This window comes from Clostridium sp. CCUG 7971 (assembly GCF_017590215.1).
GTDB lineage: Bacteria > Bacillota > Clostridia > Peptostreptococcales > Peptostreptococcaceae > Faecalimicrobium.
This window is the reverse complement of the sequence record NZ_JAFFPK010000012.1, coordinates 1-12,085: the sequence shown is the minus strand read 5'-3', so window position 1 is coordinate 12,085 and position 12,085 is coordinate 1. Positions and strand designations below refer to the sequence as shown.

The following is a 12,085-nucleotide window of genomic DNA, read 5'->3' as shown; positions in this document are numbered from 1 at the left end:
TATGAAAAATATAGTTAATGCATCATGGTTAAAAGATAATCTAGATAATGAAAAATTAGTTATAGTAGACTGTAGGTTTAATTTAATGGATAAGGACTATGGAAGAAAAAGCTATGAAGAGGGGCATATAAAAAAGGCTGTAAGAATAGATTTAGAAACACAGCTATCAAGTGAAGTAAAAGAGTTTGGAGGAAGACATCCACTTCCTACGATAGACGAACTTAAAGAAACTTTTGAAAGTATAGGTATAAGTAATGATTCTATAGTTATTGCTTATGATGAAGGGGATTTAGCAGGACCATCAAGGCTTTGGTGGATATTAAAATATATGGGTCATAAAAATGTTTACATATTAGATGGAGGGATTAATTCTTTTAAAGAATTAAATGGAGAAATAGTTACTGATGTTACTAGAGTAGTAAGAGGTAACTTTGACATATTAATTAATGAAAATATGATAGTTGATATGTCCTATGTAAAAGAAAAACTTTATAATAAGAACGTAGCAATAGTAGACTCTAGAGAAAATATAAGATATATTGGAGAGTGGGAACCTGTAGATAAAAAGGCTGGACATATACCAGGTGCGCTAAATTATTTCTGGCTGGATATATTAGATAAAGGTGAAAATTCGATAAAAATAAAATCAAAAGAAGACTTAAGTGTTCTTTTTGAAAAATTAAATGATTATGATGAAGTTATAGTTTATTGTGGTTCAGGTATAACAGCATGTCCAAATAGTCTAGCACTTACAGAAATAGGAATAAAACACAAAGTCTATCCAGGAAGCTTTAGTGATTGGATAAGCTATGATGATAATAAAGTAGATACTAAGTAAAGATAATTATATAGACTTAAAAAAGGGAAAGGTAAAATACTTTCCCTTTTTTTAAAGGAGGGATTTATGGGTAAAGAAACTATACTTTTAGCATTAATTGAAAAAACTAGCTTAACAATAGTTTTATTTATAATAATATGTAAAATAAAAAACTTTAAATATATATTTCAAAAGGATTCATATAAATTACAGGACTTAATTTTTATATCAATGATATTTACAGCATTAGCCATACTTGGAACTTACAACGGTGTAAATGTTGAAGGGTCTCTTGCCAATACTAGAATAATTTCTATAGTATCTGGAGGAATTTTATTTGGACCATTTGTAGGAGTATCATCAGGAATTATATCAGGATTTCATAGATTTATTATTGATATTAATGGAATAACATCTATGCCATGTTTTATATCTAGTATAATTGCAGGATTATTATCAGGATATGTTAGCAAAAAGGTAGTAGATAAACATAAATGGTTTTATGGAATTATATGTGGGGTAATAGTAGAGAGTATAACAATGTGTTTAATATATTTCTTATCAAAGCCAAGTGATATAGCTATATATATTATAAGACAAATTTATGTTCCAATGATAGTTGGACAAGTTGGTATAGGTTTTTTAGTATCAATTGTAAATGATATAAGAAAAGAGAAAGAAGAAATAGCAGCATTTCAGTCAAAACTTGCACTTGATATAGCTAATAAAACTCTACCTTACTTTAGGTCTATTAACTTAGAGTCTCTCCAAAAGATATGCACTATAATAAAAGAAGAAATAAATTCAGACGCTGTAAGTATAACAGATACTAAAGGTGTATTGGCATATGTAGGTGTAGGAGAAGATGTATATAAAGATGATAATATAGAACTTAGCAATATAACAAGAGAGGCAATGGAAGAAGATAAGATATTAAATGTAAAAGTGGATAAAAATGAATATTCTTTAAGTGAGAAGGTAAATCTTAAAACCGCACTTATTATACCTCTTAGAGATTCTCAAGGAGTTATAGGGAGCTTAAAAATCTACTATACAGAAAAATATGATATGAGTTATTCTAAAAAATCTTTAGCTATAGTTTTATCTCATATTATTTCAACTCTTATGGAAATATCTAAAATTGAAGAAATAAAAACTGCTAAAAACAAAGCTGAAATAAAGGCATTACAAACTCAAATAAATCCTCATTTTTTATTTAATGCATTAAACACAATAACGTCTTTTATCAGAATAAATCCAGATAAAGCAAGAGATCTTATAATTAATTTATCAACATATATGAGATACAATTTAGAAGTAAATAGTAATTTAATAGCTATTAATAAAGAGTTAGAACAAGTAAAAGCATATGTAGAAATAGAAAAAGCAAGATTTGGAGACAAATTAACTGTAATTTATGATATTGATGAAGATATAGATGTGAAAATGCCAAGTTTAATAATACAGCCATTAGTAGAAAATGCAATTATACATGGAATAAGAGAAAATGGTGGATATGGAATTGTAACAATAAGTGTAAAAAAGGAAAAAGACAATACTAGAATTTGTGTTGAAAATGATGGTGTTACAATAGAAAGTGATATAATAAATAAGGTATATAAGGGTAATATGCCAGAAAACAAAATTGGATTATATAATGTGCATTTAAGACTTAAATTAATTTATGGACAAGGTTTAAAAATAAATCAATTAGAACCTGGAACTAAAATAGAATTTATTATTTAGGAGTTTTAGTATGAAAGCGATAATAGTTGAAGATGAATTTCCAGCAAGAGAAGAACTTAAATATTTTATAAATAACTTTAGCAATATAGATATTGTAAGTGAATTTGATAATGGTGTAGATGTATTAAAATTTATGCAAAAAAATAATATAGACGTAATATTTTTAGATATTAATATACCTATGTTTGATGGTATGTTATTAGCTAAAACTATAAATCAGTTTAAAAATAAGCCGAAGATAGTATTTATTACAGCATATAAAGAACATGCAGTAGATGCTTTTGAGTTAGATGCTTTTGATTATATATTAAAGCCATACTCAGAAGAAAGAATAGTTTCTACTTTAAATAAGCTATGTCAAGTAGAGTTTTTAAAGCTGGAGTCTGAAAATAGACAAGTTAATTTATCTAATATAACTCTTTGGAAAGAGAATAAATTAGTAGTTATAAATACAGATGATATATATTATTGTGAAGCTAGAGAAAGAGAAACTCTAGTTTATACTAAAGAAAACGAATATATATCTAAAAAATCTATATTAGAATTTGAAAAGAAATTACCTTCAGATAAATTTTTCAAAGTTCATAGATCTTATATAGTAAATATAACTAAAATTAAAGAAATAATACCATGGTTTAATTCTACATATAAACTAAAATTAAATGATATAGACAATGAAGTTTATGTAAGTAGAAGTAAAATTAAAGAATTTAGGAAAGTTATGAACATATAATTGTATTTCATGTAGAAATTTTGCATCTCATGTTGAAAAACTACTTATTAAAATGAAAAAACGTTATTATTTAATAGAATTAATAATGAAATAATAAAATTTTAATAAGGGAGAAAAGGGTATGATAACATTTATAAGTTGTTTAGCAATTTTAATAGCTGGATACTTTATCTATGGAAATGTAGTTGAAAGATCAGTAAGATTAAGTGATGCAAGTTCTACACCAGCAGTTAAATTAGAAGATGGTGTAGATTATATGCCAATGCCTTGGCATAAAGTATTTTTAATACAATTTTTAAATATAGCAGGTACAGGTCCAATATTTGGAGCTATAATGGGAGCATTATTTGGTCCAGTTGCATTTTTATGGATAACGTTTGGTACTATATTTGCAGGAGGAGTACATGACTTCTTCTCAGGTGTTATATCTATGAAACATGATGGTACTTCTGTTTCTGAAATAGTTGGTATTTATTTAGGAAAAAATATGAAAAATGTTATGAGAGTATTCTCTGTAATATTATTAATATTAGTTGGTACAGTTTTCGTAACATCTCCAGCAGGATTATTAACATCTATGACTGGTATAGATAAAAATATATGGGTTGTTTTAATAATAATATACTACTTATTAGCTACAGTTTTACCAGTTGATAAGGTTATAGGTAAAATATATCCAATATTTGGAGCATCGTTATTATTCATGGCAATAGGTTTAGCTGGTGCTATGATAATAGGTCACTTTAAGGGAACAATGGTAATGCCAGAAATGAATTTACAAAACATGCATCCAGAAGGATTATCTATATTCCCATTCTTATTTACTACTATAGCTTGTGGTGCTTTATCAGGATTCCATGCTACACAATCACCTATGATGGCAAGATGTATACACAGAGAAACTGAAAGTAAAAAAGTTTTCTATGGGGCAATGGTTGTTGAAGGTATAGTTGCTTTAATATGGTGTGCTGTTACAATAGCATTCTTTGGAGATAGTTTATCAATACAAAGTGCTTTAACAGAGTTTGGTGGACAATCAGGAGTAGTAGGAGTATTATCTAAAGAATTATTAGGTCCTATAGGTTCAATTTTAGCAGTACTTGGTGTTGTTGCTTGTCCTATAACAAGTGGAGATACTGCATTTAGAAGTGCTAGACTTACTATAGCTGATGCATTTAAGATAAAGCAAGAAGGATTATTAAGCAGATTTAAGTTAGCTATACCACTATTTGTAGTTTGTATATTCTTAACTACAATAGACTTTAACGTAATCTGGAGATACTTTGCTTGGTCTAACCAAACATTAGCAACTATATTCTTATGGACAGCAACAGTATACTTACTTAAGAATAAAGCTAATTACTGGATGACTTTAATACCAGCAACATTTATGAGTGCTGTATGTATGGCATATATATTACAAGCAAAAGAAGGATTTAGATTAGATGCGATGTTATCTAATGGAGTAGGAGTAGTTGTAGCTGTAGTATTATTTGTAGCATTTATGGTAAGCAAAAAGAATATAAAAGTAAATGATGAGTTTGATAAAGTAGCTCAATAATTATATCAAAAGAGTGTCTCAAAATGATTTTTATCATTCTGTAGGCATTCTTTTTATATGAAAAGATTAATATTTATTTTAGATAGTTTTTTATTACTAAGGTATATATTAACAAACAAAAAGCTTATAGCAATTGCTATAAGCTTTTATATTATACGTTAAATCTAAATAATATAACGTCTCCATCTTTAACTATATATTCTTTTCCTTCAAGTCTTACAAGACCTTTTTCTTTAGCAGCAGTCATAGTACCAACAGTTACTAAATCATTAAATGCTATAGTCTCTGCACGGATAAATCCTCTTTCTATATCAGAGTGGATTTTTCCTCCAGCAGCAGGCGCTTTTGTTCCTACTTTTATAGTCCAAGCTCTAACTTCTTGAGGTCCAGCTGTTAAGTAAGATACAAGGCCTAGTAAAGCATAAGAAGACTTTATTAACTTATCAAGACCAGATTGTTCAAGTCCTAGTGTTTCTAAGAATTCCATCTTTTCTTCATCAGTATCAAGTTCAGCTATCTCTGCTTCTATTTGAGCACAAACAACAACAACTTCAGCACCTTCAGTTGATGCGAATTCTCTAACTCTAGCAACATATTCATTATTTTCAGCTTCATCAGCTAAATCATCTTCACATACATTTGTAGCGTATATTACAGGCTTAGATGTAAGTAAGTTTAATGAATCAACGAATTTTTGTTGATCTTCAGTAAAGTCCATAGTTCTTACACATTTACTATCTTCTAAAGTAGCCATTATTTCTTTTAAGAATTCAAGCTCTGAAGCCAACGATTTATCGGCTTTAGCAGCCTTAGTATTTTTTTGTATTCTTCTTTCTAATATTTCGATATCAGAGAATATTAACTCTAAGTTTATAGTTTCGATATCTCTTAAAGGATCAACACTTCCATCAACATGAACAACGTTAGGATCTTCAAAACATCTAACAACATGAACTATAGCATCAACTTCTCTTATATGTGATAAGAATTTGTTCCCTAAACCTTCACCTTTAGAAGCTCCTCTAACAAGTCCTGCTATATCACAGAATTCTATAGCCGTTGGAACTATTTTTTTAGAATCGTATAACTCCTTTAATTTATCTAATCTTTCATCTGGAACAGCAACCACACCAACGTTTGGCTCTATTGTACAGAAAGGGTAGTTTGCAGATTCAGCTCCTGCTTGAGTTATTGCATTAAATAATGTACTTTTACCTACATTTGGTAGACCTACTATACCTAATTTCATAGTCATCGTCCTCTCTTTTTATGATATTTATATGTTTATGACAGTTATACTATCAAAAATTATATTATAAATTTAAACAACCTATTACCAGGTGAAACCTAGTCAATAAGCTACTTTAATAAATTTACAAAAATCTATTTTAGACATACATATTGATTATACATCATATATATAATAACTGTAAACTAGGCTTTTATCAAAGCTAATTAAGTGATTACATCTATTTAAATCATTTTAGCAATATAGATGTAATTAGTTTTAAGCAATAGACCTACTTTATAGGATATTTAAAATAGAATTTATATATTGGGGTTGATATAATGTGGATTTCAATAGCTCTATGTATATCTTTAGCTTTAAGTTTTATATTTAATGGTTATATTGAAAATATATTTATAGTTTTAACCACAGCATTATTTTATAAGCAAATAATAATAAATAAAGAATATAAATATATGGTTATAGCTCTTATTATTGCTTTCATTGGTACAAATTTCATGATAACTTTTGGTTTTAGGAACTATGTAAGCTTTAAAGATGTACAAGAGTTAAGAGAAAAGGAAAAAACTTTAGTATTATTAGTTTCAGAAGGGGAAGATAAAAATTATAATCTAAAGGAAAGAGCAACACAAATTTATTATGAGAAAGGTTATAAGTCACTTTTAACTAGTACTAAAAATCTATATGATTATAAAAGTTACTATAATAAATTAGGATCTAGTAATTTTAAAGGTCAAGCTGAAGAGATAGCACAAAAACTAAGATATAATTTAGGAGAAGGATATGAAGTAGCAAATTCATATATGTACTCAATGCCATACTTTGAAGATTCAATGGAGAATATTGTATCAAAAGGTTATAAAAAAATTATAATTTGCCCTTTATTTATGACAGAAGGTAAAGATTATGAAATATTTAAGCAAAGATATGAAAAACTAAGTTTAACTTCTCATAATTTAGTGGGTATAGATATATTAGAGCCTTTTTACAAATCAAATAATTTAGCAATGGTTTATAAAAATGAAATATTAAAAAATATAAGAAATGAAGGAAAAGATGCAGGTGTTTTATTAATAGGTTTGCATAATAAAAATAATTTAGAACAAGATATATTATTTAGAGAAAAAATAAAAAATTACATAGAATTAGAACAAAAAGATTTAGATATTCAAATAAAATTACCACTTTTAGAAAATAATAAAGACGACATAATAAAATCAGGAGAAGAATTACTAGAATATGGAATTAACACCTTGTATGTTGTTCTACCTACATGTACAATTGATACTATGTATACAAAACATTTAGTAAGTAGCATACTTGAAAACTTAGATATGGGAAATACTAAGTTTTACTATATAAATCCTGACAAAAAAATAGATGCGATAGTAGATGAACTTTTCACAAGAATATCATTGATAAAACAAATAGGAGGATAAGATGGAAAAAGACATTAAGAAAATAAACTTAGGTAATAATATTAACCTAACTCTAATACCGGCTAAAAAATTTAAATCTAATCTTGTTAGTATATATATCCAAAGATTATTGGATAAAAATGAAGTTACAAAAAATGCATTACTTCCAAGTATCATAACTAGCGGGTGCGAAAAATATCCAAGCTTAAGAGAAATATCTAATAAACTAGATGATTTATATGGTTCAGCAATGCTTTCGGATGTAAGTAAAAGAGGAGAGCGTCAAGTTATAAGCTTTAAAATGTTAAGTACTAATGAAAAGTATTTAGATGAAAAAATACTTAAAAGTTCATTGGAATTTTTAAATGAGGTAATAAATAAACCTTTAGTAATTGATGGAGGATTTAAAAAAGAGTATTTAGATGTAGAAAAAGTAAACTTAAGAGATAGAATACAGGGTATTATAAATGATAAAGGAAGGTATGCCCTTGAAAGAGCATTTGAAGAAATGTGTAAAGACGAAAGATTTAGTATAAGTGAATATGGTTATGAAAATGAAATTGATGAAATAACTCCTAAAGATTTATATAATCATTATATAGAAATATTAAAAACATCTCCAATAGACATAGTGATAGAAGGAGATTTTAGTGAAAAAGAAATAATTGATATAATAAATAATACTTTTACTTTTGAGCGAGGTAATATAATAGACATACCAAGAGAAGATTATAAAAAGCAAGTAGACGAAGTTAAAGAAGTAATTGATAAAATGGATATAACTCAAGGTAAATTGGTTATAGGGTATAGAACTAATGTAGATTTTAGTGATATTAAAAAATATTATTCTTTAGTTGTAGGATGCAACGTACTAGGTGGAGGACCTCACTCTAAGATGTTTATAAATATAAGAGAAAAAGAAAGTTTATGCTACTATATTTACTCTTCTATTGAAAAATACAAAGGAATATTATTTGTATCATCAGGTATAGAAACTAAAAACTATGAAAAGACATTAGAATTAGTTAAGAAACAAATAGAAAGCTTAAAAGCTAAAGAAATATCACAAGAAGAATTAGATAATAGCAAAAGTGCATTAATAAACTCTATGAGATCTTTAGCAGATAGTATAGGTGGAATGTCTGATTTCTATTTTGCACAAGGAATGAGTAAAACAAATTCTACAGTAGAAGATATAATTAATTATATATCAGATGTTTCAGTAGAAGATATAGTTAAATCTTATGAAGATTTACAACTTGATACTGTTTATTTCTTAAGAAACTAAGTGAGGTGACATAAATGGAGAAAATAGTTAATGATATATTAAAAGAAGAAATTTATTATGAAAAATTAGAAAATGGACTAGATGTCTATTTTATGCCAAAGCATGGATTTACTAAAAAATATGCAATACTAGCAACTAATTATGGATCAAATGAGCTAGAATTTATTCCAATTGGTGAAGATAAAAAAGTAAGAGTAAATGAAGGTATAGCACATTTTCTCGAACATAAAATGTTTGAACAACCTGATGGAGGTAATGCATTTGATAAGTTTTCTAAATGGGGAGCAAGTGCAAATGCTTTTACAAATTTTACAATGACAGCTTATCTTTTTTCTGCAACAGAAAATTTTTATGAGAGTTTAGAACACTTAATAGACTATGTTCAAACTCCATATTTCACAGATGAAAATGTAGAAAAAGAAAAAGGTATAATTGAACAAGAAATAAAAATGTATAATGATGATCCAGATTGGAATGTTTATTTTAACTGCTTAAAAGCATTATATGTAAATTATCCAGTTAGAGTTGATATAGCAGGTACTGTTGAAAGTATTTATAAAATAGCTAAAGAAGAATTATATACTTGTTATAATACTTTCTACAATCCAGGAAATATGATGTTATTTGTTGTAGGAGATTTAGAAGAAGAAAAAGTAATGGAAGTTGCAAAGAAAGTTAATCATTATGATGTAGCTAAACTTTCAAATAAAATAGAAAAGTTTTATCCTGAGGAACCAGAACATGTTAATAAAAAAGAGATTATTGCTAAATTCCCAGTTTCTATGCCATCTTTTAATATTGCATTTAAAGATAATAACGTAGGTATTAAAGGAAGTGAACTTTTAAGAAAAGAAATAATTACTGAAATATTAATAGATATGATATTTAAAAGAGGAAGCTTATTATTTGAAGATTTATATATGAAGGGTCTTATAAACGACAACTTTGGAGGAGGATTCTCTTCTCAAATCGATTATGGATTTACAATAATTGGTGGAGAATCTAAAGATCCAAGAGCTGTTAAAAATACAATACTTGAATATATACAAAAATATAAATATGAAGGTTTAAGTAAAGAAGAATTTGAAAGAGTTAAGAAGAAAAAAATAGGTAGCTTCTTAAAGTATTTTGACTCTGTAAACTTTATTGCAAATAACTTTATATCTTATAAATTTAAAGAAATAAATTTACTAGATTATTTAGATGTATTAAAAGAAGTAACCTTTGATGAAGTAGTAGAAAGATTAAATTCTCATTTGAAAGAAGAATACTGTGTAATATCTATAGTAGAACCTAGTGAAAAATAAATTAAATAAAAAGCAAGGATGTTAAAAAGCACCCTTGCTTTTTTATTACAATAAAACTAAATTTTTTATTACAATAAAACTAAATTTATTATTGTTTTTTATACATATTACTTAAATTATTATTATCAATAATAATAGTTTTATTAGGCTATTTTGATAATAATATATAAAATTTTTATAATTTTTTTATATAGCTATACTGTAGTGATATCAATAGTTAAAACTTATATGAAAGACAGGAGAATGCAATATCATTAATTGACAAAAGATACAACTTCAACATATAATCAAGTTGTAGGTAACAAAAAACTTAAATAAAAAAAGAAGTTGTTTCTTTTGAATAGAGGTGAGTGTTTTGAGTAATATATATAAAAATATTAAGAAGAATTATGTATTTTTAATATCATTAATACTATCAATATGTGTGGTTGTAACGGGTATAATTTTACCAAATGAGTTTAGGAACATATCTAACAGCATATTTAAGATAATAATAAATAATTTTAGTTTCGTATATATAATAGCAATGCTTTTACTTGTACTGTTTGCTTTATTTTTAGTATTTAGTAAATATGGAAATATAAGACTTGGAAAAGATGATGATAGACCGGAATTTAGTAATCTATCTTGGTTCTCAATGTTATTTGGAGCTGGTATGGGTATTGGATTAGTATTCTTTGGAGCTATAGAACCTATGAAGCATTTTATAGCACCAATAGGAGCGAGTTCAGGATCTAATGAAGCTGTAAAGTTTGCTATGCAACAATCGTTTATACACTGGGGGCTTCATCCATGGGCAGCATACTCTATAATGGGATTGGCACTTGCATATTTCCAATTTAGAAAAGGTGCTCCAGGACTTATAAGTAGTATATTTTTACCGATACTAGGTGAAAAGGGTGTAAAAGGACCAATAGGTAAAACTATAGATATATTAGCAGTCTTTACTACTGTAACAGGAATAGCTACATCTCTAGGTATGGGTACTATGCAAATTGCTGGAGGATTAGAATATGTATTTAATATAGAAAATACTATCAAAGTACAAATTATAATTATAGCAATTGCAACTGTACTTTATATATTAAGTTCTACTAGTGGATTAGATAAAGGAATAAAAATATTATCTAATATAAACTTAAGCTTAGCAGGATTTATATTAATAGGAGCTATATTGATAGGACCAAAACTTGCTATGTTAAATAATTTCCAAAATGGAATGTTTGCATATGTAACAGAATTTGTATCTCAAAGTTTGTATATGGATTCAAGTAAAGAATGGATCGGACAATGGAGAGTATTTTATTGGGCACTTTGGATAGCTTGGATACCTTTTGTAGGAATATTTATAGCAAGAATTTCTAAAGGTAGAACAATAAGAGAGTTTATAATAGGTGTAACATTAGTACCTGCATTAGCTTGTATAATTTGGTTTACTGTATTTGGTACACTTGGAATAAATTTAGGTGCAGATTTTGCAACTACAGCTACTAAGGTAACTGAAGTAGCATTATTTGAAGTATTTTCTAAGTATCCATTTGGACAAATTTTATCTATAATTGCAATGGTACTTCTTTGTACGTTCTTTATATCATCAGCAGACTCGGCTACTTATGTCTTAGGTATGTTTACATCAGATGGAGATTTAAACCCAAGTGGTACTAAAAAGATAGTTTGGGGAGTTGTTCAAGCTACATTAGCAATAGCTCTTTTATTATCAGGTGGGCTTGAAACTTTACAAACCGTTTCAATAGTATCGGCATTTCCATTCACAATAATAGTACTACTTAGTATGGTATCGATTATTAAGGCATTAAGAGAAGAAGTAAAGGAAAATAAATTAAAATCTAAAAAAGAAGTATCTGAAAAATCTAAAGTTAAAAAGCTAAAAAATGCAATACAAAATTATATGATGTAATAAAGTTGAATATAAAATTAAAAACTAATATAAAAGTACAGGCTATAA

General features: G+C 27.1%; 9 protein-coding genes. 8 read left to right on the top strand and 1 reads right to left on the bottom strand.

The window, feature by feature from the left end:
• Position 1 precedes the first annotated feature (1 nt).
• The 4 genes from JWF52_RS02040 to JWF52_RS02025 all read left to right on the top strand — a co-directional run bounded on the left by JWF52_RS02040 (position 2) and on the right by JWF52_RS02025 (position 4,857).
• Positions 2-838 (top strand): sulfurtransferase, encoded by an 837-nt coding sequence (locus JWF52_RS02040; RefSeq protein ID WP_208331685.1) that lies wholly within the window; start codon positions 2-4, stop codon positions 836-838.
• 66 nt (positions 839-904) lie between these two features.
• Entirely contained in the window at positions 905-2,563 is a 1,659-nt protein-coding gene (locus JWF52_RS02035; protein ID WP_208331684.1) for a LytS/YhcK type 5TM receptor domain-containing protein, read from the top strand.
• A 10-nt stretch (positions 2,564-2,573) separates the two neighbouring features.
• Complete coding sequence (locus JWF52_RS02030) at positions 2,574-3,296, top strand: LytR/AlgR family response regulator transcription factor (RefSeq protein WP_208331683.1); 723 nt, start codon at positions 2,574-2,576, stop codon at positions 3,294-3,296.
• 121 nt (positions 3,297-3,417) lie between these two features.
• Positions 3,418-4,857 carry a carbon starvation CstA family protein gene (locus JWF52_RS02025; protein WP_208331682.1) on the top strand — a complete coding sequence of 480 codons (1,440 nt, stop codon included), beginning with the start codon at positions 3,418-3,420 and terminating at the stop codon, positions 4,855-4,857.
• A gap of 151 nt (positions 4,858-5,008) precedes the next feature.
• Here the strand turns inward: JWF52_RS02025 and ychF are convergent, their stop codons facing one another.
• Positions 5,009-6,106, bottom strand: a complete 1,098-nt coding sequence (ychF, locus tag JWF52_RS02020) for a redox-regulated ATPase YchF (protein WP_208331681.1) — start codon at positions 6,104-6,106, stop codon at positions 5,009-5,011.
• A 320-nt stretch (positions 6,107-6,426) separates the two neighbouring features.
• On the opposite strand from ychF, the gene JWF52_RS02015 reads away from it, so the two are divergent.
• The 4 genes from JWF52_RS02015 to JWF52_RS02000 all read left to right on the top strand — a co-directional run bounded on the left by JWF52_RS02015 (position 6,427) and on the right by JWF52_RS02000 (position 12,037).
• Positions 6,427-7,545: a ferrochelatase gene (locus JWF52_RS02015; protein WP_208331680.1), complete on the top strand. Its 1,119-nt coding sequence runs from the start codon at positions 6,427-6,429 to the stop codon at positions 7,543-7,545.
• A 1-nt stretch (position 7,546) separates the two neighbouring features.
• On the top strand, positions 7,547-8,812 hold the full coding sequence (gene yfmF / locus JWF52_RS02010) for an EF-P 5-aminopentanol modification-associated protein YfmF (RefSeq protein WP_208331679.1): 1,266 nt from the start codon (positions 7,547-7,549) through the stop codon (positions 8,810-8,812).
• Between the two features lie 14 nt (positions 8,813-8,826).
• Complete coding sequence (gene yfmH, locus JWF52_RS02005) at positions 8,827-10,119, top strand: EF-P 5-aminopentanol modification-associated protein YfmH (RefSeq protein WP_208331678.1); 1,293 nt, start codon at positions 8,827-8,829, stop codon at positions 10,117-10,119.
• A 346-nt stretch (positions 10,120-10,465) separates the two neighbouring features.
• Positions 10,466-12,037, top strand: a complete 1,572-nt coding sequence (locus tag JWF52_RS02000; protein WP_353654856.1) for a BCCT family transporter — start codon at positions 10,466-10,468, stop codon at positions 12,035-12,037.
• Positions 12,038-12,085 lie beyond the last annotated feature (48 nt).

Bases quoted from the DNA above. Each gene is read 5' to 3' on its own strand.
- JWF52_RS02040 (WP_208331685.1), top strand. From the start codon at position 2: ATGAAAAATATAGTTAATGCATCATGGTTAAAAGATAATCTAGATAAT.
- JWF52_RS02035 (WP_208331684.1), top strand. From the start codon at position 905: ATGGGTAAAGAAACTATACTTTTAGCATTAATTGAAAAAACTAGCTTA.
- JWF52_RS02030 (WP_208331683.1), top strand. From the start codon at position 2,574: ATGAAAGCGATAATAGTTGAAGATGAATTTCCAGCAAGAGAAGAACTT.
- JWF52_RS02025 (WP_208331682.1), top strand. From the start codon at position 3,418: ATGATAACATTTATAAGTTGTTTAGCAATTTTAATAGCTGGATACTTT.
- ychF (WP_208331681.1), bottom strand. From the start codon at position 6,106: ATGAAATTAGGTATAGTAGGTCTACCAAATGTAGGTAAAAGTACATTA.
- JWF52_RS02015 (WP_208331680.1), top strand. From the start codon at position 6,427: ATGTGGATTTCAATAGCTCTATGTATATCTTTAGCTTTAAGTTTTATA.
- yfmF (WP_208331679.1), top strand. From the start codon at position 7,547: ATGGAAAAAGACATTAAGAAAATAAACTTAGGTAATAATATTAACCTA.
- yfmH (WP_208331678.1), top strand. From the start codon at position 8,827: ATGGAGAAAATAGTTAATGATATATTAAAAGAAGAAATTTATTATGAA.